18 protein-coding genes are annotated in these 20,919 nt (G+C 44.5%); 17 read left to right on the top strand and 1 reads right to left on the bottom strand.

Annotation, left to right across the window (positions count from 1 at the left end):
- Positions 1-27: 27 nt before the first annotated feature.
- The 16 genes from nuoC (at position 28) to ABTQ23_RS07120 (ending at position 19,653) form a co-directional block, all read left to right on the top strand.
- Positions 28-1,833, top strand: a complete 1,806-nt coding sequence (nuoC, locus tag ABTQ23_RS07195; protein WP_408615045.1) for an NADH-quinone oxidoreductase subunit C/D — start codon at positions 28-30, stop codon at positions 1,831-1,833.
- Between the two features lie 2 nt (positions 1,834-1,835).
- Positions 1,836-2,354, top strand: a complete 519-nt coding sequence (gene nuoE, locus ABTQ23_RS07190) for an NADH-quinone oxidoreductase subunit NuoE (protein WP_408614996.1) — start codon at positions 1,836-1,838, stop codon at positions 2,352-2,354.
- Positions 2,351-3,682 carry an NADH-quinone oxidoreductase subunit NuoF gene (nuoF, locus tag ABTQ23_RS07185; RefSeq protein ID WP_408614995.1) on the top strand — a complete coding sequence of 444 codons (1,332 nt, stop codon included), beginning with the start codon at positions 2,351-2,353 and terminating at the stop codon, positions 3,680-3,682. The genes nuoE and nuoF overlap by 4 nt, the downstream gene beginning before the upstream one ends.
- 69 nt (positions 3,683-3,751) lie before the next feature.
- The gene (gene nuoG, locus ABTQ23_RS07180; protein WP_408614994.1) at positions 3,752-6,472 is read left to right on the top strand and encodes an NADH-quinone oxidoreductase subunit NuoG; all 2,721 of its coding nucleotides are present in this window, start codon (positions 3,752-3,754) and stop codon (positions 6,470-6,472) included.
- Positions 6,469-7,446, top strand: coding sequence for an NADH-quinone oxidoreductase subunit NuoH (nuoH, locus tag ABTQ23_RS07175; protein ID WP_408614993.1), 978 nt, complete (start codon positions 6,469-6,471; stop codon positions 7,444-7,446). The genes nuoG and nuoH overlap by 4 nt, the downstream gene beginning before the upstream one ends.
- 13 nt (positions 7,447-7,459) lie before the next feature.
- On the top strand, positions 7,460-8,002 hold the full coding sequence (nuoI, locus tag ABTQ23_RS07170) for an NADH-quinone oxidoreductase subunit NuoI (RefSeq protein WP_408614992.1): 543 nt from the start codon (positions 7,460-7,462) through the stop codon (positions 8,000-8,002).
- 11 nt (positions 8,003-8,013) lie between these two features.
- On the top strand, positions 8,014-8,535 hold the full coding sequence (gene nuoJ / locus ABTQ23_RS07165; protein WP_408614991.1) for an NADH-quinone oxidoreductase subunit J: 522 nt from the start codon (positions 8,014-8,016) through the stop codon (positions 8,533-8,535).
- The gene (gene nuoK, locus ABTQ23_RS07160; RefSeq protein ID WP_408614990.1) at positions 8,532-8,834 is read left to right on the top strand and encodes an NADH-quinone oxidoreductase subunit NuoK; all 303 of its coding nucleotides are present in this window, start codon (positions 8,532-8,534) and stop codon (positions 8,832-8,834) included. Before nuoJ ends, nuoK begins: the two co-directional genes overlap by 4 nt.
- Positions 8,831-10,660 carry an NADH-quinone oxidoreductase subunit L gene (gene nuoL / locus ABTQ23_RS07155; protein WP_408614989.1) on the top strand — a complete coding sequence of 610 codons (1,830 nt, stop codon included), beginning with the start codon at positions 8,831-8,833 and terminating at the stop codon, positions 10,658-10,660. Before nuoK ends, nuoL begins: the two co-directional genes overlap by 4 nt.
- Positions 10,661-10,731: 71 nt before the next feature.
- Positions 10,732-12,258, top strand: coding sequence for an NADH-quinone oxidoreductase subunit M (nuoM, locus tag ABTQ23_RS07150; protein WP_408614988.1), 1,527 nt, complete (start codon positions 10,732-10,734; stop codon positions 12,256-12,258).
- Positions 12,259-12,264: 6 nt separating this feature from the next.
- On the top strand, positions 12,265-13,725 hold the full coding sequence (gene nuoN, locus ABTQ23_RS07145) for an NADH-quinone oxidoreductase subunit NuoN (RefSeq protein WP_408614987.1): 1,461 nt from the start codon (positions 12,265-12,267) through the stop codon (positions 13,723-13,725).
- 305 nt (positions 13,726-14,030) lie between these two features.
- Positions 14,031-14,675, top strand: a complete 645-nt coding sequence (gene adk / locus ABTQ23_RS07140) for an adenylate kinase (protein ID WP_408614986.1) — start codon at positions 14,031-14,033, stop codon at positions 14,673-14,675.
- 108 nt (positions 14,676-14,783) lie between these two features.
- The gene (hemH, locus tag ABTQ23_RS07135) at positions 14,784-15,761 is read left to right on the top strand and encodes a ferrochelatase (RefSeq protein ID WP_408614985.1); all 978 of its coding nucleotides are present in this window, start codon (positions 14,784-14,786) and stop codon (positions 15,759-15,761) included.
- A 33-nt stretch (positions 15,762-15,794) separates the two neighbouring features.
- A complete protein-coding gene (locus ABTQ23_RS07130; protein ID WP_408614984.1) occupies positions 15,795-17,102 on the top strand; it encodes an inosine/guanosine kinase in 1,308 nt (435 codons plus the stop codon).
- A gap of 199 nt (positions 17,103-17,301) precedes the next feature.
- Positions 17,302-19,014 (top strand): sensor domain-containing diguanylate cyclase, encoded by a 1,713-nt coding sequence (locus tag ABTQ23_RS07125; protein ID WP_408614983.1) that lies wholly within the window; start codon positions 17,302-17,304, stop codon positions 19,012-19,014.
- 144 nt (positions 19,015-19,158) lie between these two features.
- Positions 19,159-19,653, top strand: a complete 495-nt coding sequence (locus ABTQ23_RS07120; protein WP_408614982.1) for an Hcp family type VI secretion system effector — start codon at positions 19,159-19,161, stop codon at positions 19,651-19,653.
- Between the two features lie 158 nt (positions 19,654-19,811).
- On the opposite strand, the gene ABTQ23_RS07115 is transcribed toward ABTQ23_RS07120, so the two are convergent.
- On the bottom strand, positions 19,812-20,150 hold the full coding sequence (locus ABTQ23_RS07115; protein WP_408614981.1) for a hypothetical protein: 339 nt from the start codon (positions 20,148-20,150) through the stop codon (positions 19,812-19,814).
- A gap of 255 nt (positions 20,151-20,405) precedes the next feature.
- Here ABTQ23_RS07115 and ABTQ23_RS07110 point away from each other — a divergent pair, with 255 nt between their 5' ends.
- A complete protein-coding gene (locus ABTQ23_RS07110) occupies positions 20,406-20,903 on the top strand; it encodes a TIGR00645 family protein (protein ID WP_408614980.1) in 498 nt (165 codons plus the stop codon).
- Positions 20,904-20,919 lie beyond the last annotated feature (16 nt).

Below are 20,919 nucleotides of genomic sequence, written 5' to 3'. Positions count from 1 at the left end.
GTGGCGTGAGCATTTACGGTTAACGACATAGTGATGAATATGACACAAACAACGACACAACAAAGCGAGCCATGGCCAACATTAGACCATCACGAAGATCCGGTTCTTGGCGAGCTTATTAATCGATTTGGTAAAGCAAGTTTCTATCTGCAGCCAACTCGTACCGGTATGCCTGTGGTATGGGTCGCTCGGGAAAAGATCATTGATGTGCTGAGCTTTTTGAAAAAAATGCCTAGCCCATACTCAATGCTGTATGACTTGCATGGCGTTGATGAACGCCAGCGAACTCACCGTGAAAATTTACCTGAGGCGGATTTCACAGTTTTTTACCAGTTGCTCTCGATTGAGCGCAACCGCGACATTATGTTGAAAGTTGCATTAAGTGAAGACAGTTTAGAGCTTCCAACGGCCACTGGTGTGTTTGCCAATGCGAACTGGTATGAACGTGAAACTTGGGAGATGTTCGGCATCACCTTTAAAGGTCACCCCAATTTACGACGGATTTTAATGCCTTCGACTTGGCAGGGAAATCCGCTGCGCAAAGACTATCCAGCCCGCGCCACTGAATTTGACCCTTTTGAGCTAACTCGACAGAAAGAAGAGCTTGAAATGGAAGCGCTTACATTTAAGCCTGAAGAGTGGGGCATGCAGAGGGGCAATGAAAACGAAGATTTCATGTTCCTTAACTTGGGGCCAAACCATCCGTCTGCCCATGGTGCGTTTCGCATTGTTTTGCAACTTGATGGTGAAGAAATTAAAGATTGTGTGCCTGATATCGGTTATCACCATCGTGGAGCCGAAAAGATGGCAGAGCGCCAGTCTTGGCACAGTTACATTCCTTACACTGACCGAATCGAGTATTTAGGTGGGTGTGTCAACGAAATGCCTTATGTATTGGCTGTTGAAAAGCTCGCTGGCATTAAAGTGCCTGAACGCACCGAAGTTATTCGAGTGATGTTGAGCGAGCTATTTCGGATTAATAGCCATCTGCTTTATATCTCAACATTTATTCAAGATGTTGGGGCCATGACCCCCGTATTTTTTGCCTTTACCGATCGTCAGAAAATTTACGATGTGATTGAAGCTATAACCGGTTTTCGTATGCATCCGGCTTGGTTTCGCATTGGTGGTGTTGCGCATGATTTACCAAAAGGCTGGGAACGTCTGCTGCAAGATTTCCTGTCATGGTTGCCTAAACGCCTGAATGAATATGTGAAAGCTGCATTACATAACAGCGTATTAAAAGGGCGTTCTCAAGGGGTCGCCGCATATAACGCCCAAGATGCTCTGAATTGGGGAGTTACAGGGGCTGGACTTCGTGCCACTGGTATTGAATTTGATGTACGTAAATGGCGACCTTATTCAGGGTATGAAAACTTCGATTTTGAAGTTCCTGTCGGTGGTGGCGTGAGCGATTGCTATAACCGCGTCATGCTTAAAGTCGAAGAGATCCGCCAGAGCATGAAAATCTTACAGCAGTGTTTGAAAAACATGCCATCTGGACCATTCAAAGCGGATCACCCATTGACGACTCCGCCGCCAAAAGAGCGCGCTCTGCAGCACATTGAAACGTTGATTACGCACTTTTTGCAAGTTTCTTGGGGACCGGTGATGCCTGCTAACGAATCATTCCAGATGATTGAAGCAACCAAAGGCATTAACAGTTATTACCTGACCTCTGATGGCAGTACGGTGAGTTATCGTACTCGCGTTCGTACACCGAGTTTTGCGCATTTGCAGCAGATCCCATCAGTGATTCGGGGAAGTTTAGTTTCCGATTTAGTCGTTTATCTCGGAAGTATCGATTTTGTTATGTCGGATGTGGATCGTTAATCATGAAACAAGCCAATCAAACTATTTCGGTGAAAGTCGATTACGGCAATGATTTCACGCTCAGTGAAGCGGATGCTCAGGCGATTGAGCAAGAAAAGCATCATTATGAAGACCCGCGCGCCGCATCCATTGAAGCGTTAAAAATTGTTCAAAGATCGCATGGTTGGGTGCCTGATGGGGCGATTGCCGTTATCGCTGACATCCTGGGGATCCGAGCCAGTGAAGTTGAAGGTGTCGCAACTTTCTACAGTCAGATTTTCCGCCAGAGCGTTGGGCGCCATGTGATTCGCTATTGCGATAGCGTGGCCTGCTATGTCACGGGGTTTGGCCAAATTCTAGAAGCGCTGGAAAAACAGTTACACATTACCAATGGCCAGACCAGCGAAGATGGTCGCTTTACATTGCTACCAACCTGTTGCCTTGGTAATTGCGATAAGGGGCCGACCATGATGATCGATGAAGATCTTCATTCGCATCTGAAGCCTTCTGATATTCCAACTATTTTGGAGCAGTATCAATGAGTTTAACTATCAAGCGAACTGCTGAAACACACCCTTTGACATGGCGTGTTGGTGATGATGGCCAGCCAGTCTGGTTTGATGAGTATCGCGCCAAAGAAGGGTATATCGGTGCTGAAAAAGCTTTGGCAATGTCACCCGATGAAGTGGTTGCAACGGTCAAAGATGCAGGATTACGTGGTCGTGGTGGGGCCGGTTTCCCAACCGGGATTAAGTGGAGTCTGATGCCAAAAGATGACTCGCTGGATGTCCGTTACATGATCTGTAACGCCGACGAGATGGAGCCTGGCACATTTAAAGACCGTTACCTGTTAGAAAAAATGCCACATTTGCTCGTCGAAGGGATGATTATCGCAGCTAAAGCGGTTAAAGCCTATCGTGGTTATATTTTCCTTCGTGGCGAATATGTCGAAGCGGCAAACAATCTTCGCAAAGCAATCGATGAAGCACGCAAAGCTGGCTTTTTAGGCGAAAACATTCTTGGCAGCGGTAAGGACTTCGATCTGTTTGTCCACACTGGAGCCGGCCGCTATATCTGTGGGGAAGAAACCGCTCTGATTAACTCTTTAGAAGGGCGCCGCGCCAACCCTCGTGCGAAACCACCTTTTCCTGCAATGTCCGGTGTTTGGGGAAAACCAACCTGTGTCAATAATGTTGAATCTATCTGCAATGTTCCGGGGATCTTAAATCGCGGGGCTGATTGGTACAAAGGGCTATCAGCTCCAGGTAGCGATGATGCGGGCACGAAAATGATGGGTTTTTCTGGTTGCGTGAATAATCCAGGGGTTTGGGAATTACCGATTGGCACCACGGCTCGTGAACTTTTTGAAGAGTACGCCGGTGGCATGCAAGAAGGATTAACGCTTAAAGCGTGGCAACCCGGTGGCGCTGGCACTGATTTTCTATTGCCTGAGCAGCTTGATGTACCGATGGATTACGACCATATCGGTAAAGCAGGTAGCCGAATGGGCACCGCTTTGTCTTTAGCTATTGATAATCGGATTAACATGGTTTCGCTGGTCTTAAATCTGGAAGAATTTTTTGCCCGTGAATCTTGCGGCTGGTGTACACCATGTCGCGATGGTTTGCCGTGGAGCGTCAAAATTTTACAGGCGTTAGTCAAAGGTGAAGGGCAAGTCGGCGATATCGAAACACTCGAACAACTTTGTCGCCAATTAGGCCCGGGTAAAACCTTCTGTGCCCATGCCCCAGGGGCGGTAGAGCCGTTGCAAAGTGCAATTAAATTATTCCGTAGTGAGTTTGAAGCTGGTATTGGCTCAAAAGTTGGCAATGTCAGAGCTATTAAAGGGATCCAACCTAATCTGGCGTAACTCATAGTACTTAATTTGAACAGTTAAATGTCTGCGAAAATTCGCAGGTCATTGGGAAGCATACAAAATATGGCAACCATTCATATAGATGGCAAAGAATATGAAGTCGATGGCGCAGATAACCTATTACAGGCCTGTTTGTCGTTGGGTATCGATGTGCCTTACTTTTGCTGGCATCCTGCTTTAGGCAGTGTCGGATCGTGTCGTCAGTGCGCGGTCAAACAATATAAAGATGCCGATGATAAACGGGGTCGTTTGGTGATGTCATGTATGACACCAGTCACCGATGATACGTATATTTCGATTGAGGATGAAGAAGCAACTGAATTTCGTGAGAGCGTTGTGTCGTGGATGATGTCCAATCACCCGCATGACTGCCCAGTCTGTGAAGAGGGTGGTAATTGTCATCTGCAGGATATGACGGTGATGACGGGGCACAGTTCGCGTGAATATCGTTTTACCAAACGTACTCATGAAAATCAGGATCTTGGTCCATTTATTTCACATGAAATGAACCGCTGTATCGCATGCTATCGCTGCGTTCGTTATTACAACGATTATGCCGATGGTGAAGATTTCGGTGTTTATGGTGCGCATAACAATGTTTATTTTGGTCGCACCGAATCAGGGACGCTGCAAAGTGAGTTTTCTGGCAATTTAGCCGAAGTCTGTCCAACTGGGGTGTTTACCGATAAAACTCATTCAAGCCGTTTTAACCGTAAATGGGATATGCAGTTCGCTCCGAGTATCTGCCAGCAGTGTAGTGTCGGTTGTAACATTAGCCCTGGTGAGCGCTATGGTGAGTTGCGACGCATTGAAAACCGCTTTAATGGCGAAGTAAACCACTACTTTTTATGTGACCGTGGCCGGTTTGGTTATGGCTACGTTAATTTAGATTCTCGCCCGCAGCGCCCTGTGCAGCTGCGTGGGAATGACCGCATTGAACTGAACGCCGAACAAGCAACTCTTGCCGCTAGCGGTGTGCTTAAACATGCCAAACAGATCATTGGTATTGGTTCGCCGCGTGCGAGTTTAGAGAGTAACTATGCGCTGCGCGAGTTAGTGGGGCAGGCTAATTTCTACAGTGGGATTGAAGCGGGTGAGCAACAGCGCTTAGAAAGAATGCTCAAAATTCTTAATGAAGCTGGCATTCATACTCCGACATTGCGTGAGATGGAAGATTATGACGCGGTGGTCATTTTGGGCGAAGATGTGACGCAAACAGCTGCTCGAGTTGCACTAGCGGTTCGCCAAGCGGTGAAAGGCAAAGCTCGCGAGATGGCGAGCGCCCAGCGCGTTGCGGATTGGCAGATTGCGGCCGTGCAAAATATTGGTCAACATGCTCGTTATCCTCTGTTTATTACCCATAGTGATACCACTCGTTTAGATGATGTTGCTGCGTGGAGTTTAAGCGCATCAGCAAGCGATCAAGCGCGTCTTGGTTTTGCCATCGCTCATGCCTTAGATGAAAAAGCGCCAGCGGTTGCTGATTTAGATGATGAGTTAACTCAAAAAGCACAATTTATCGCATCAGCGCTCAAGCAAAGCCAAAAACCACTGATTATTAGCGGTTCTCAAGCTGGAGATATCGCGCTGATTGATGCCGCCGCCAATATCGCTAAAGCGTTAAAAGAGCAGGACAAAGAGGTTGGCCTAAGTTATGTCGCCCGTGAAGTAAATAGCATGGGATTGGTAATGATGGGCGCAAAACCACTTGATGATGCACTTAGCGCAATGGGGACCAATGTTGATACGGCGATTGTACTCGAAAACGATCTCTATCAACGCTTAGCTCCAACACAGGTTGAAGCGGCGATTAACCAGCTGGATCACTTGGTGGTGGTTGATCATCAGCATCATCGTTTAGCAGATCAGGCTGAGTTTGTTTTCTCTAGCGCCTCGTTTGCTGAAGCAGATGGTACAGTCGTTAATATGGAAGGCCGTGCGCAGCGCTTTTTCCAAGTATTTGACCCAAGCTACTATCATCCAGACTCAGTGATTTTAGAGAGCTGGCGGTGGTTGCATGGGCTTGAAACAGCGCTTCGCGATGCAAGTCCTGACTGGAGCACTTTGGATCATGTGATTGCTTCGCTTTGTGACAATATTCCGCAATTAGCGCCAATTGTCGATGCTGCACCTAATGCCGATTTTCGAATTAAAGGCCAGAAACTTGCGCGAGCGCCGCATCGTTATAGTGGTCGCACTGCGATGCGTGCCAACATTAGTGTTCATGAACCGCGCCAGCCTCAGGATGTCGATTCACCGTTTTCTTTCTCAATGGAAGGGAACAATAGCCCTGATGCGGTGCGTAATGAAATCGCTTTTGCTTGGGCTCCAGGGTGGAACTCACCACAAGCATGGAACAAATTCCAAGACGAAGTGGGTGGTCACCTTCGCTATGGCGATCCTGGGGTTCGGTTATTTAGTGAACAGGGCTCATTAGAGTATTTCGCGGATATTCCACAAGCGTTTCACGCTCAAGCAGGACAATGGTTAATTGCTGCGAACTATCGGCTGTTTGGTAGCGATGAACTGTCGGCTAAAAGCGAAGTCATGCGCGAGCGAGCCGGGCAGCATTATCTAACGCTAAACCCGACAGATGCCGAGCAGCTAGGGCTTAACGAAGGGACCGTCGCTGAATTTTCAGTTAATGGTTCAAATTGGTCATTATCGGTAAAACTTAGCAAAGCACTGGCATCTGGAATAGTTGGGTTGCCGCTTGGCTGTGAAACTCTGCCAAGTGTCTTAGCCGGCCAAACCATTACCCAATTGCAGGAGGGGCATCTATGAGTATTTTCACCCCTACAGTCATCGCATGCATTATTGCTGTCGTGAAAGCCTTAGTGATTTTGCTGGTGGTTGTAGCTTGTGGCGCATGGATGAGCTTTGGTGAACGTCGTTTGCTAGGTTTGTTCCAAAATCGTTATGGGCCAAACCGGGTTGGTTGGGGCGGTTCGCTGCAGCTGGTCTCAGATATGCTCAAAATGTTCTTTAAAGAGGACTGGATCCCACCATTTGCTGACCGGTTTATTTTTACCCTTGCGCCAATGATAGCTTTCACCTCTTTATTGCTGTCGTTTGCGATTGTGCCGGTTTCGCCAACTTGGATTGTTTCTGATTTAAACATTGGCATTTTGTTTTTCTTAATGATGGCAGGCCTCGGTGTCTATGCGGTGTTATTTGCTGGCTGGTCGAGCAATAACAAATACTCGCTCTTAGGTGCGATGCGTGCCTCAGCGCAAACACTTAGTTATGAAGTGTTTTTAGGGTTGTCGCTGATGGGCGTTGTGGCAAAAGCCGGGTCGTTTAAGCTCACTGATATCGTCGCCAACCAAGCACATTTGTGGAATATCATTCCGCAGTTCTTCGGTTTTGTGACGTTTGTGATTGCGGGGATTGCGGTGTGTCACCGCCATCCTTTTGACCAACCAGAAGCAGAACAAGAGCTAGCCGATGGTTATCACATTGAATATTCAGGTATGAAGTTCGGCTTATTCTTTGTCGGTGAATACATCGGTATTGTGACAATTTCGGCGTTAATCGTGACGCTGTTCTTTGGTGGCTGGCAAGGGCCTTGGCTTCCAGGATTTATCTGGTTTGCGATTAAAACCGCCTTTTTCATGACCATGTTTATTTTAGTTCGTGCGGCATTGCCCAGACCTCGCTATGACCAAGTGATGGCATTTGGTTGGAAGGTTTGTTTACCGATTACGTTGGTGAATTTATTGATTACTGCCGCCATTATTTTGCTCCAACAGAGTTAATTAGGAGACAACCATGACTATTAAAGAAATTCTGGTTGGCTTCGGCACCCAGGTTCGCAGCTTGTGGATGATTGGCATGCATGCCTTTGCCAAACGGGAAACTCAGATGTATCCGGAGGTTCCGGTTGCGGTTCCGCCTCGTTATCGCGGGCGAATTGTTTTAACGCGCGACCCAGATGGTGATGAGCGCTGTGTTGCATGTAACTTGTGTGCCGCTGTGTGTCCGGTCGATTGCATCTCTTTGCAAAAAGCTGAAAAAGAGGACGGTCGTTGGTATCCGGAATTTTTCCGCATTAACTTCTCTCGCTGTATTTTCTGCGGAATGTGCGAAGAAGCCTGTCCGACCACCGCGATTCAGCTTACTCCTGATTTTGAATTGGGTGAGTTTAATCGTCAGGATCTTGTTTATGAAAAAGAAGATCTGCTGATTTCTGGGCCGGGGAAATATCCCGATTATAACTTCTATCGAATGGCGGGGATGTCGATTGACGGCAAACCTAAAGGGGCTGGCGAAAATGAAGCCAAACCTATCGATGTGAAAGGTTTAATGCCTTAAGGATTCGTAAGATGGATATTGTTTTTTATATTGCCGCAGTTGTCGCTGTGTTGGCAACCATCCGGGTGATTACGCACACTAATCCGGTTCACGCGTTGCTTTATCTGGTGATCTCGCTGCTCGCTGTGTCGGTTGTCTTTTTCACGCTTGGCGCTTATTTCGCGGGTGCTTTGGAGCTAATTGTCTATGCCGGGGCCATTATGGTGCTGTTTGTATTTGTCGTCATGATGCTCAACTTAGGTGCTGAGACGATTAATCAAGAACGCCAGTGGTTGCGCCCTGGGTTGTGGATTGGACCTGGCATTTTATCGGCACTTTTATTGATTGCGCTGCTGTATGCCATTGTCGGTTTGCACTCACCAATGATCCAATTTGAAATGATTGGTGCTAAAGCGGTCGGGATTGCGCTGTTTGGTCCATACGTTCTGGCTGTGGAATTGGCTTCGTTATTGTTACTTGCTGGGCTGGTGGTGGCTTTCCATCTTGGCCGAGATAAAGAAGCTTTAGCACGCACGGAGGGGAAAAAAGCATGATTGCGCTACAGCATGTTCTTATCCTGGCAGCTATTTTGTTTGTCTTGGGATTTGTCGGGCTTTTAATTCGTCGTAACTTATTGTTTATGTTGATTAGTCTTGAAGTGATGATCAATTCTGCTGCGCTTGCTTTTGTCGGTGCAGGGAGTTATTGGCACCAAGCTGATGGTCAGGTGATGTATATCTTAGCAATCACTCTGGCAGCTGCTGAGGCAAGTATTGGACTTGCATTGTTATTGCAGCTGCATCGTCGTCAACAGTCTTTAAATATTGATTCAGTCAGTGAGATGCGCGGATGAGTTTACTTTATTTAACGATACTCCTGCCACTTGTGGGATTTGTGCTGCTGGCCTTTTCCCGTGGTCGATGGAGTGAAAATACATCAGCAACGATCGGGATTGGCTCAGTCTTTATTGCAGCCCTGATTAGCCTTTATGCCGGAATTAGTTTTTTTGCTCAATCAGGACAGGCGTTTGACTTGCCGATGTGGACTTGGATGAGTGAAGGGGCTTTTAAAATCGGTATAACCCTGCACTTAGATGGTTTGTCATTGACGATGTTAGGGGTTGTCACCGGTGTTGGTACTTTGATTCATTTGTTTTCATCTTGGTATATGCGCGGTGAAGAAGGGTATTCGAGATTTTTTGCCTATACCAACTTGTTTATCGCTAGCATGCTGGTGTTGGTGTTAGCCGACAACTTGTTAGTGTTATATCTCGGTTGGGAAGGTGTTGGTTTATGTAGTTACCTGTTAATCGGTTTTTATTATCGAAATCCGGCGAACGGGGCCGCAGCGATGAAAGCGTTCATCGTGACCCGTGTTGGGGATGTTTTCTTAGCGATTGCGTTATTCATTCTTTATGCGCAGTTTGGCACTTTGAACATCGCGCAGCTTAGTCAAATCGCCCCCGCGCAGGCGGCTATTGGCTCCTCAGTTATGTTCTGGGCAACTCTGATGTTGCTTGGTGGTGCGGTTGGTAAATCAGCGCAGCTACCTTTGCAAACATGGTTGGCTGACGCGATGGCAGGTCCAACGCCTGTTTCAGCATTGATTCACGCGGCAACCATGGTAACCGCTGGTGTGTACTTAATTGCAAGAACTCATGTGCTATTTTTAATGGCTCCTGAAGTATTGCACCTAGTTGGCATTATCGGTGCAATTACGCTGCTAATTGCAGGCTTTTCGGCGCTGGTTCAGACCGATATTAAAAGGGTGCTTGCCTATTCAACCATGAGCCAGATTGGTTATATGTTCTTAGCGCTTGGGGTACAGGCTTGGGATGCGGCCATTTTCCATCTGATGATTCATGCCTTCTTTAAAGCACTGCTGTTTTTGGCCTCGGGCTCAGTTATTTTGTCGTGTCATCACGAACAGAATATCTTCAAAATGGGTGGGTTGCGCAAGCAATTGCCGATGGCATTTGCCGCCTTTATTATCGGTGGTAGTGCGCTCTCTGCGCTACCTTTGGTTACCGCGGGCTTCTACAGTAAAGATGCGATTTTATCTGGGGCGCTGGCCAGTGGTCATTTGAATTTGTTAGTCGCTGGTTTAGTTGGTGCGCTGTTAACGTCACTTTATACGTTTCGCATGATCTTTATTGTCTTTTTCGGCAAAAGCCATGTTCAGGCTGATGCTGGTAAAGGGCTGGCACACAACCTGCCTTTGCTGATTCTCATGATTCTATCAACCTTTATTGGTGCGTTTATTACGCCGCCACTTAGTCATGTGTTACCGCATTCAATGGAAGGTGAGTCAATTACCGTGCAGTTAACCTCAGCAGCGGTCGCCATCATTGGTGTGCTACTCGCCGCTTGGATCTGGCTGGGCAGCCGCCGCTGGGTTGAGAGCTTGTCTAATAGCTCTGCGTGCCGAATGTTAAGCCGCTTTTGGTTTAGTGCCTGGGGATTTGATTGGCTGTACGACAAAGTATTTGTTCAGACGTATCTAAAAATCGCCAAACTGCTGCGTATTGATCCGATTAATACCGTGGTCGATAGCTCTCGTTATTTAGCACTTGGCGCTAACTTGACGCTGACGTTAACCGAAAACGGGAAAGTGCGTTGGTATTTAGCATCGATGGGAATTGGTGCTGTGTGTGTGTTAGGTCTATTGCTCTTAAGTTAGTCCACTAGGCTGGGGTCAGCCTCCTTGGTGAGGCTGGCAAAGTTATCATATAAAGAGGAACGTATAACGCCATGCTATTACCTTGGCTCATTCTTCTGCCTTTTATCGGTGGTTTGTTGTGCTGGCAGAGCGAGCGTTTTAGTCGTGTTTTGCCGCGTTGGATTGCGGTGATTTCGATGGCGCTAACTTTGCTGGTGTCGTTGCTGCTTTGGGGGCAGGGACATTATAGCTTAGCTGTACCGCAGGGAATTCCCCAGTGGCAAGCTGAATATGTATTACCGTGGATCCCACGTTTTGGCATCTCGATTCATTTAGCATTAGATGGATTGTCGTTGCTGATGGTGGTCTTGACTGCCTTTTTGGGATTGCTCGCGGTTGTTTGTTCGTGGCGTGAAATTGAGCGCTATGAAGGCTTTTTCCATCTGAATCTGTTGTGGATCATCGGCGCCGTGATGGGCGTGTTTATTGCCATTGACCTGTTTTTATTTTTCTTCTTCTGGGAGATGATGCTGGTTCCAATGTATTTCCTCATCGCGTTATGGGGACACAAAGGTTCTGACGGGCAAACACGTATTCGCACTGCTATCAAATTCTTCATCTATACCCAGGTTAGCGGGTTAATTATGCTGGTCGCCATTTTAGGCTTGGCATTTGCTCATCATAGTGCAACCGGTGTATGGACCTTTAACTACGAGCAGTTATTGGGGACTCATTTAAATAGTACTGTTGCTTATCTATTGATGCTTGGGTTCTTCATCGCTTTTGCGGTAAAAATGCCGCTGGTTCCTTTGCATGGTTGGCTGCCCGATGCGCATAGTCAGGCCCCAACAGCAGGTTCGGTTGACTTGGCGGGGATTTTGTTAAAGACCGCTGCCTATGGTTTGCTGCGATTCTCACTGCCGCTGTTTCCTCACGCCAGTGCCGAATTTGCGCCAATTGCCATGTGGCTGGGCGTGATCAGTATCTTCTATGGCGCGTGGATGGCCTTTATCCAAACTGATATTAAACGACTTGTTGCTTATACCAGTGTTTCCCACATGGGCTTGGTGATGGTCGCTATCTACTCTGGTAGCCAGCTGGCTTATCAGGGTGCGGTGGTGATGATGATTGCCCATGGTTTATCGGCTGCTGGTTTGTTCATTATCTGTGGTCAGCTTTATGAACGTCTGGGTACCCGCGATATGCGCCAAATGGGCGGTTTGTGGGGAAAACTTCGCTACCTGCCGGGATTGTCGATGTTCTTTGCGGTTGCATCGTTAGGGATGCCTGGAACCGGAAACTTTGTTGGCGAATTCTTAATGTTGTTCGGCAGTTACAAAGTTGTGCCTGTGATTACGATTATCGCGGCTTTTGCGCTGGTGTTCGCCTCGATTTACTCACTTATTATGATTCAGCGAGCTTATTTTGGCCAACCCAAAGCATCGGGTGAGCTGAGCGCGATGTCATCTCGTGAGCTTATTATGTTGTTATCTATTGTTGTATTGCTTGTTGCGCTAGGTTTCTTCCCGCAGGAAATTTTGGTGACCTCACATGCAGCAATGGCGAACATACAACATTGGTTTACATCGGTTTCTTCTAATTCTTATACAGGGCTGTAATTTGCCATGACCATAACTTATCAACAACTGATCGCGCTATTACCACTTTTGATCGTTGGGTTAACGGTTGTCGTGGTGATGCTAGCGATTGTCTGTCGGCGCTGCCATGCCGTTGCGGCATGGTTAAGTGTCATTGGACTTGTAATTGCGTTTATCTCGCTGGGGGCCGTGCATAGTGAAACGCCCCTTAATATTGCGCCGCTGATGAGAGCGGACGGGTTTAGCATTTTTTATAGTGGACTGGTGCTTATCGCATCACTGGCAACCTGCATTTTTGGTTACTCTTATCTCAAAGGTTATACCCATAACCGTGAAGAGTTCTATTTGTTGGTGTTAATCTCGACAACTGGTGGTTTATTGCTGGCTTATGCCAACCATATGGCTGCTTTGTTTTTGGGAATTGAACTGGTTTCAGTGCCTTTGTTTGGGCTTGCAGGTTATGCGTTTGAACAAAAACGCTCTCTTGAAGCATCTATCAAATATACGATTCTATCCGCTGCTGCCTCATCCTTTTTACTCTTTGGTATCGCTCTGTTGTATGCCGAAGCTGGCTCTTTAAGTTTTGTAAAAGTCGGAGCTAGTTTAGAGACGCAACTTCTGCATGCGCCAGTGGTATTGATTGGGTTGGGCATGATGATTGTCGGAATCGGCTTTAAGTTGTCACTGGTGCCATTTCATTTATGGACGCCAGATGTTTATCAGGGCTCACCAACACCGGTTTCGAACTATCTGGCAACCGCCAGTAAAATCGCTATTTTTGCAGTGATTACGCGATTTTTCATCGATGCGCCGGTGACCAGCAATCTGTCGGTGCAGCTGGTGTTAGGGATTATTGCCTTTATCTCTATATTATTCGGTAACTTAATGGCTGTTTCACAGCGCAATATTAAGCGTCTGCTGGGATATTCATCCATCGCTCACCTCGGTTATCTACTAGTGGCTTTAGTGGCTGTAAAAGAGCACCTATTGGCGATGGAAACAATTGGCGTGTACCTAGCTGGTTATCTGTTTGCAAGTATTGGTGCCTTTGGGGTTGTGAGTTTGATGTCTAGCCCTTATCAAGGGCGCGATGCAGATGGTTTATATAGCTATCGCGGACTGTTTTGGCATCGTCCTATCTTAGCCGCCGTGATGACAGTCATGCTGTTATCGCTGGCTGGGATCCCAATGACATTAGGATTTATCGGTAAGTTCTATATCTTGTCAATCGGCATCCAGGCACATTTGTGGTGGCTAACTGCCGCTGTTGTGATTGGTAGTGCGATTGGCCTATTTTATTACTTACGTGTGACCGTGAGCTTGTATCTTGCGCCCCGTGAAGAGTTCGAACGTGATACCACTCACGATTGGGCAACAACAGCGGGTGGACTTGTGACTTTGGTTGCCGCTGTGATTGTATTTGTGTTCGGATTGTTTCCACAGCCGATTATCGAGCTCGCTCAGATGGCACAATTTAGCGTTCATTAATCGAGGTTTAATTCGCAGTTAAACACGAGCAAATAACAGAGAAGGGTAACTTTCTCTGTTATTTTTTTACTAAAAATGCCGTATTTTTAATCATATTTTTAGAATCGACAAAATTTTTTATCTGCAAAAAATCTATCTTTAGCGCCAGGTGGGCGTAGTTAATTGATTGTTTTATCGAAGGTATTTTTTGAATTCATGGTTATTTATAGCGGCATTAATAACGGTGCTACTTGAGAAAATGGTCCGGTAAGTGTAAATTTTACGTTTTTATAAAGCATCGTATTGTTTAAAAAAGGATAAGCGTTATGCGCATTATTTTACTGGGCGCGCCCGGAGCAGGTAAGGGGACTCAGGCACAGTTCATTATGGAACGTTATGGGATCCCTCAGATTTCAACTGGGGATATGCTCCGTGCGGCAGTGAAAGCAGGCACTGAATTAGGCAAACAAGCAAAAGCTGTTATGGATGCTGGCCAACTGGTTAGTGACGAACTGATTATTGCATTGGTTAAAGAACGTGTCTGTGAAGAAGATTGCGCTAAAGGATTCTTATTAGATGGTTTCCCACGCACGATTCCTCAGGCTGACGCGATGAAAGAGAACAATATTGATGTTGATGTTGTGCTTGAATTTGATGTTCCCGATGAAGAAATCGTCAAACGTATGAGTGGCCGTCGTGTTCATCCTGGTTCAGGCCGTGTCTATCACATCGTTTATAATCCGCCTAAAGTTGAAGGTAAAGATGACGTTACCGGTGAAGATCTGATGATTCGCCCGGATGATGAAGAAGAAACAGTGCGTAAACGTCTGGCTATTTACCATGAAACGACTCAACCTTTGGTGGAATACTACAGCAAAGATGCAGAACAAGGGTTGAATAAATATTATCGCATTGATGGTACTCAACCTGTTGCTGATGTTAGTAAACAACTTGCTGAGTTGCTTGATTAATTAGCAATTTTTATGATTGAAAAAGCTGACTTAATGTCGGCTTTTTTTATCGGTTTTGGCCAATAAATGTTAAAATTTAACAGGTTGTGTTAGCTCTTAAGGATCGATATGGCAAATAAGAAGGTGTGCGTTATTCTGGTGAATTTGGGAACACCGGAAAAGCCGGATGCATCATCCGTTCGGACATTCCTTAACCGATTTTTAAGCGATAAACGGGTGGTTTCAATCCCCGATGTGTTCTGGCAGCCTCTTTTAAAAGGGATTATTTTGCCGCTGCGCTCACCGAAAGTGGCTAAACTGTACCAAAAAATTTGGCTTGAAGATGGCTCCCCTTTGCAAGTGTATAGCGAACGATTGGCGGTAAAAGTTGCGCAATTGGTGGGCAATAAAGCGCAGGTTAAGCTTGCGATGAGTTACTCGCAGCCATTACTTGACGATGTATTACAACAGAGTATTGATGAGGGATGTGAAAAGCTTATTGTTTTGCCGCTTTATCCGCAGTATTCGGTATCGACATCGGCCAGTGTGTTTGACGGCTGTGCGCGGGTATTTAATAATAATTTCGCGATTCCCTCATTTGAATTTATTCGCCAATATTATGATTTCCCCGGGTATTGCCAAACATTAGCCAAGCGAATTGAAAGCCGCGGAATTACCTATAGCCGCGAGCACCCATTGGTATTTTCGTTTCATGGTATTCCGCTGCGTTACGCTCAAAAGGGCGACCCGTATCCTTCTCAATGTGAAGCAACTGCGCAATCTGTTGCTAAAATCCTTGGACTTGATAGTTCGGCTTATAAGCTCAGTTACCAAAGCCGTTTCGGTAAAGAACCTTGGTTACAACCTTATACTGATGAAATGCTGACTTCTCTTGCTAAAGATGGTGTTAAAGCCGTTGATATTTTAAGTCCGGCATTTGCTGTTGATTGCTTGGAAACGTTAGAAGAGATAAGCCACGAGCTTAAAGATATATTTATTGAAAATGGTGGGGAACAATTTTATTACCATAAAGCGCTTAATGATGGTGATGATCACGCTGAGTTATTAGCCCAGTTAGTTTTAGCACAGCTTAAAGGGGAGTGTTAAAATGCCTCCAATTTTTAGTTCACAGCAATCAATATGAAATTTCCCGGTCGCCGTAAAACCCAACATTATTTTCCTGTTAGCGAAAAAGACCCGCTGATTCAAAGTGCTAATGCTCATATGGCTGTTGAAAACAGCTATATTGTCGGCATTGATCAGGTAATGGTTGATATCGAAGCCTCGGTGAGTGAAGAATTTATCCGTTCATTTAATTTATCGATTGGCGGTTCAACACTATTAGAAGATGAGCAAAGTGAACAGTTGGCTATGGCTTTGGCACAATTGCCAGATAAAGTTCAGTGTTATGCCGGTGGCACAGTGGCCAATACGCTGCACAATTATTCGGTGCTAGCTGATTCTCCTTCTTATTTATTGGGGGTTATGAGCAATAATATTCAAGTGGGTAGTTATGCTTATCAATATCTTTGCCATACTTCGAGCCGAGTTGACCTTCAGTATTTAGAGCCGGTGAATGGTGCAATTGGCCGTTGTTTTACCTTGATTAGCGAAGATGGCCAGCGCAGTTTTGGCATTAGCAAAGGGAAGATGAACCATTTGCATCAAGAGGCGGTTCCATCGCATTTGATTAAAAATAGCTGCGCGCTGCTTATCAGCGCTTATTTGGTGCGAACCAGCGCTGATGAAACAATTATGCAAGCAACCATGCAAGCGATTGAGTATGCAAAACAGGCTCATATTCCGGTTGTGTTGACACTTGGAACCTATCAGCTGATTGAAAGCGATCCGCTATGGTGGCGTGAGTTTATTGCTAATCATGTGGATGTGTTAGCAATGAATGAAGTTGAAGCTTGCGCGTTAACAGGGCTCAATGAGCCGCTCAAAGCGGTCAATGCTGGCCTTGATATTTGTGATTTGGTGCTTTGTACCGCGGGTGCCGATGGATTATATATGGGCGGTTTATGTGATGCGGATGCTCTGCGTCAAACCCATCATCCTTTAACTTCTGAGTCAAATTTACAGCATTTTAATGTCCATGAATTTAGCCGCGCAATGCGCCGTAGTGATTGCTCAACTATCCAAAAAATCTATAGCCATATCTCACCGTATTTAGGCGGGCCTGTAAAAATTCATAATACTAATGGTGCTGGTGATGGTGCTTTATCAGCGCTGCTGCACGACATCGTCGCAAATCGTTATCACCGCCTAAGTGTTCCTAATTCATCTAAACATGCCCGGCCATTTTTAACCTATTCATCGCTTTCGCAGATTTGTAAATATGCCAATCGGGTCAGCTATGAGGTGTTGATGCAATCATCCCCTCGGTTAAATCGCGGTTTGCCAGAGAGAGAAGAAAGTTTAGAGCAAGGATATTGGGCAAGTTAACGAGCAGTGATATTGCTAGCAAATTTAACTGGCGTAACGTGGTAAATTAGCTGTTGTAACTAAGTTGTAGATCTGTAATTCTATAACTATATTCATTTACCCCTTCTTTTTATATTTATTAGATTGACGCCGTAAAGAGTAATTAATCAGTGGCACAACTTTCAAATGAGTCGGTGTATTATTGGGCTGGCTAGCGATTATGGTATTACGTTATATATTATTTTTTACGGCTTTATTTTATTCACTAGCTGCGATGGCTGTATCTGATAATTATAGCCATTTGGATTTAATCTCATCGATTGATTACTTTCAGGTCGCACCTGATGCAAAGGTCACTTTACCCAAAGCCAAAGAGCGCTTTAACCAAGGGAATGCGATTCATGCAAATCGGCGTTTTCTTACCTTTGGTATCAGTAATCAGGTGACGTGGGTTCGTCTATCAATTGACAATCCTACCCATGAGTTATTGCATCGGCGTCTGACCACTGGCCAGATATGGGTTGGGAGTGTTGATGTCTATCAGCTAGAGAACAATCAGTTAGTTAAACATAGCCATGCTGGTGACTGGAGAAAAGCGGATAAACATCTTTTACCTGGAATTGGTTATGTCTTTGATATGACTATTTTACCGGGTAAAAGTGACATTTATATCCGCTCTCGAGCACTTGATCCTCTCACATTGCCTATCGAATTAGTCAGCCAAAGTGATGCTCGCAATATAAGCACTCGAATTCATATTTCATCAGGACTGCTATATGGGATATTAACCGCGTTAGTTGGATTTAATATTGTTCTATATACCACGTTAAAACAGCTTTATGCATTGTATTACAGTATTTATATTAGCTGTTTTATTGTGATGAATTTTGGTTATAACGGTTATGCATTTGCTTGGCTTTATCCTAATTCCTCATGGCTGCAAAATTATTGCACCCTGTTTTTTATGGTGTTGCATGGAGTTTGTGGGCTGATATTTGTCTCAAACTTTTTACATCTTCGCACGAATATGCCCAGATTATATCGGCTGATCTGTGTTTATATCGCTGCTGGATTAATCTCTATTGTTACGTTCATCATTTTACAAATGCATTATCCAGCTTCGTTTATTTCATTTAACTTCCTCTCTATCACTACGTTGATCATGATTTTTGTAGGGATTATGAATCTTCGAAAAGCTGAAGATGCACGTTATTTTTTGTTAGCGGTCAGTTGTTCGATGCTTGGGTTATTGGCGACGACTTTGTCTGTCTGGGGGATCATTCCATATACGTTTTATGGGTTTCATGGTGCAGCGATTGGGGTGGTTTGTGAGGCAGTGATCTTAGCGGTGATTGTCGCCAACCGCTTAAAAGAGATTGAGAAGGAGCGAATTACTGCGCAATATTTAGCAACCTATGACCCTTTAACGAAGTTATTTAATCGTCGCTCTTTTTTAAGTTCTGCTAACAAAATTATCGATGCAGCTCAGGGCGCTCAGGAACCTGTTAGTTTCGTAATGATGGATATCGATTTCTTTAAATTAATTAATGACACTTATGGTCATCACGTCGGGGATTTAGCGTTAGAACATATTGCACAGCTGTTGCAAAGTCACACTCGTAAAACAGATATTGTTGCTCGCTGGGGTGGGGAAGAGGTGGTTATATTATTAGCCCATACCAAATTAGCACAAGCAATCAATTATGCTGAACATTTGCGTGAGATTATTACATCAAATCCACTTATATATGATGGTAAAGAAATTCGTGTTACCGCAAGTTTTGGCGTTTGTACTCGGATGGGTAATGAAACACTAGAACAACTCTATCAACGTGCTGACTCGCTCTTATATAAAGCAAAAAACCAAGGGCGCAATATGGTTAAAGCTCAGAATTTGTCTAGTTTATTTGCAAATATTAGCTCGTCTGTTTAATCACTTATGAAACTGATTTTATTTTTTAATAAATGATATTGGAGCATTTAGTTGCTTACAAATCATACATCTATTTATAGATAAAAATATTATTAAAGGGTATGATAAGGGCCGTTTTATTTTAATATACTAAGGATCAGTTGTATGGCGAATGTCGCTTATCTGTCGGTCATTGGCGAAAATCAGGGAACCATTAGTCAAGGATGTAATACTCAAGATTCTATTGGTAACCATTATCAAACAGCTCATCAAGATGAGATTACTGTCTTATCTTGGAATCATCAGTTATCTCGTGGTCTAAGTGCGCAATCGCAACAACATCATCCTTTACAAATTACTAAACGTATTGATAAAGCCTCTCCTATGTTAGCAATGGCATGGAGCCGAGGTGAGCGGCTTACCTGTGAGCTTAAACTTTACCGGACTAACTCGAGCGGTTTAAACGAATGCTACTATGTGATTACACTTAAGAATGCTGAAATATGTGCAATTAATCATTCAATGCCACATGTTCATATGAGTGATGCCGACACTCAAGAAATTATTTCGTTTAAATATAAAAATATCGATTGGGAACATAAGATTACAGGAACATCAGGCTACGATGATTGGGATGATAAATCATGGGCAACTCAGTAAACTACATTTATACAACGGTTATTAAATCGCTAATCATATAGCAATAGATGCTTTTTTGATTATGACAGGGCCACATTCTCTTGATGTTGAGCAACTGCTTTTTTAAGTTGGAATGTGGCTCTAGCTCAGTGATATATCACCTGTGAAAAATCGATTTGTTACACAAGATCTTTAAGAAAGAAACTTTTAATTGATATTTCAAGTTCAGGATGATCCATCACATATCCTGACAAAGTAAACGAATGTTGGCCGGTTTCTTCCCCAGTGAGCATTAAGTCGAATTTTTCCAATGGACCAAAAATTGATTGAGCGCTATCGAAAAATTTAAAAATCCCCACTTGGGCGGTGAGTTTGAGATTGGATTCTTTGATATATCCTTGATACAGATAACCGAAATCACCGCCATTAATACTGCCATTATTAATGGTTAATATTCCTTGTCCTCCAACACCATGACTGCCTGTGAAGACAATATGGTAGATGCCATCGGGTATCATAACGCTCCTTAATTTATGAAAGTAAAACGCATCTTACAGCCGTGTTAGACATCTATCCGTTTTGTAATGTGTGCCTACCAGTATAGTCAAATTAAGCCGGTTGAATGAAATTGTGCCATAAATTTGTATGAGATGAGTTTTGTCATTTTGTGTCGATACAATGTGGTTGCCTCAAACAAAGTGAAATGTTAGTAGCAATTATGTTAATAAAACATATAAACTGATTGTATGTGTGAACAACGTTAATCTTTTAATATGGAACGTTTTTTCGAGAAAATGCTGTATGCAGCTCGTTGGGTGATGGCGCCTGTTTATATTGGGCTAAGCTTAGTACTACTTGCTCTAGCTATTAAGTTCTTTCAGGAAGTCTTCCACATCTTGCCTAATATTTTTACTATCAAGGAAGTTGATTTAGTACTGGTGACTTTATCGCTCATTGATATCTCGTTAGTGGGTGGTTTAATTGTAATGGTGATGTTTTCTGGCTATGAGAATTTTGTCTCAAAAATTGATGTAGACGAACACGCTGAACGATTGTCTTGGCTGGGAAAAATGGATACGAGTTCACTCAAGAACAAAGTTGCGGCATCTATCGTTGCTATTTCTTCAATTCATCTGTTAAAAGTGTTTATGAATGCCCAGTCTATCGCGGATGAAAAAATTAAGTGGTATATGTTTTTACACATCACCTTTGTTGGATCAGCATTTGTGATGGGGTATTTAGATAAAATCACTAAAAAAGATAAGTCGTGAGGAATATGTCGATATC

The sequence above is a fragment of the Celerinatantimonas sediminis genome (genome assembly GCF_046054195.1).
In the GTDB taxonomy this organism is placed as follows: Bacteria; Pseudomonadota; Gammaproteobacteria; order Enterobacterales; family Celerinatantimonadaceae; genus Celerinatantimonas.
Note: the sequence above shows the minus strand (reverse complement) of the source record. Positions and strands in the feature narration are given on the sequence as shown.

What these genes read in the sequence shown, in the direction of transcription:
- nuoE (WP_408614996.1), top strand. Translation starts at nt 1,836, where the DNA reads ATGAAACAAGCCAATCAAACTATTTCGGTGAAAGTCGATTACGGCAAT.
- nuoF (WP_408614995.1), top strand. Translation starts at nt 2,351, where the DNA reads ATGAGTTTAACTATCAAGCGAACTGCTGAAACACACCCTTTGACATGG.
- nuoG (WP_408614994.1), top strand. Translation starts at nt 3,752, where the DNA reads ATGGCAACCATTCATATAGATGGCAAAGAATATGAAGTCGATGGCGCA.
- nuoH (WP_408614993.1), top strand. Translation starts at nt 6,469, where the DNA reads ATGAGTATTTTCACCCCTACAGTCATCGCATGCATTATTGCTGTCGTG.
- nuoI (WP_408614992.1), top strand. Translation starts at nt 7,460, where the DNA reads ATGACTATTAAAGAAATTCTGGTTGGCTTCGGCACCCAGGTTCGCAGC.
- nuoJ (WP_408614991.1), top strand. Translation starts at nt 8,014, where the DNA reads ATGGATATTGTTTTTTATATTGCCGCAGTTGTCGCTGTGTTGGCAACC.
- nuoK (WP_408614990.1), top strand. Translation starts at nt 8,532, where the DNA reads ATGATTGCGCTACAGCATGTTCTTATCCTGGCAGCTATTTTGTTTGTC.
- nuoL (WP_408614989.1), top strand. Translation starts at nt 8,831, where the DNA reads ATGAGTTTACTTTATTTAACGATACTCCTGCCACTTGTGGGATTTGTG.
- nuoM (WP_408614988.1), top strand. Translation starts at nt 10,732, where the DNA reads ATGCTATTACCTTGGCTCATTCTTCTGCCTTTTATCGGTGGTTTGTTG.
- nuoN (WP_408614987.1), top strand. Translation starts at nt 12,265, where the DNA reads ATGACCATAACTTATCAACAACTGATCGCGCTATTACCACTTTTGATC.
- adk (WP_408614986.1), top strand. Translation starts at nt 14,031, where the DNA reads ATGCGCATTATTTTACTGGGCGCGCCCGGAGCAGGTAAGGGGACTCAG.
- hemH (WP_408614985.1), top strand. Translation starts at nt 14,784, where the DNA reads ATGGCAAATAAGAAGGTGTGCGTTATTCTGGTGAATTTGGGAACACCG.
- ABTQ23_RS07130 (WP_408614984.1), top strand. Translation starts at nt 15,795, where the DNA reads ATGAAATTTCCCGGTCGCCGTAAAACCCAACATTATTTTCCTGTTAGC.
- ABTQ23_RS07125 (WP_408614983.1), top strand. Translation starts at nt 17,302, where the DNA reads ATGGTATTACGTTATATATTATTTTTTACGGCTTTATTTTATTCACTA.
- ABTQ23_RS07120 (WP_408614982.1), top strand. Translation starts at nt 19,159, where the DNA reads ATGGCGAATGTCGCTTATCTGTCGGTCATTGGCGAAAATCAGGGAACC.
- ABTQ23_RS07115 (WP_408614981.1), bottom strand. Translation starts at nt 20,150, where the DNA reads ATGATACCCGATGGCATCTACCATATTGTCTTCACAGGCAGTCATGGT.
- ABTQ23_RS07110 (WP_408614980.1), top strand. Translation starts at nt 20,406, where the DNA reads ATGGAACGTTTTTTCGAGAAAATGCTGTATGCAGCTCGTTGGGTGATG.